1 protein-coding gene is annotated in these 247 nt (G+C 68.0%); it reads left to right on the top strand.

All coding sequences use genetic code 11. From position 1 onward, the window contains the following. Positions 1–247, top strand: a 247-nt coding sequence (locus tag FVA95_RS30220; RefSeq protein ID WP_161992556.1) for an IS3 family transposase, incomplete at both ends; no start/stop codon positions are given.

Genomic DNA, 247 nt, shown 5'->3' with positions numbered 1-247 from the left:
CTGGTGGTCAACCACAAGCGCGTCGCCAGGCTGATGCGCGAGGCCGGCATCCAGGGCCTCTACCGGCGGCGCCGCCGCGGCTGCACGGTCCGCGACCCGCACACCGAGCCCTACACCGACCTGGTCGACCGAGACTTCACGGTCGACGGCCCGAACGAATTGTGGTGCACCGACATCACCGAACACCCCACCGAGGAAGGGAAAGTATACTGTGCTGCGGTCCTTGACGCCTACTCCCGGCGCGTCG

Source organism: Pseudonocardia sp. EV170527-09, assembly GCF_008369905.1.
GTDB lineage: Bacteria > Actinomycetota > Actinomycetes > Mycobacteriales > Pseudonocardiaceae > Pseudonocardia.
The sequence above is the reverse complement of the archived record's forward strand: the minus strand, read 5'-3'. Positions and strand labels throughout refer to the sequence as shown.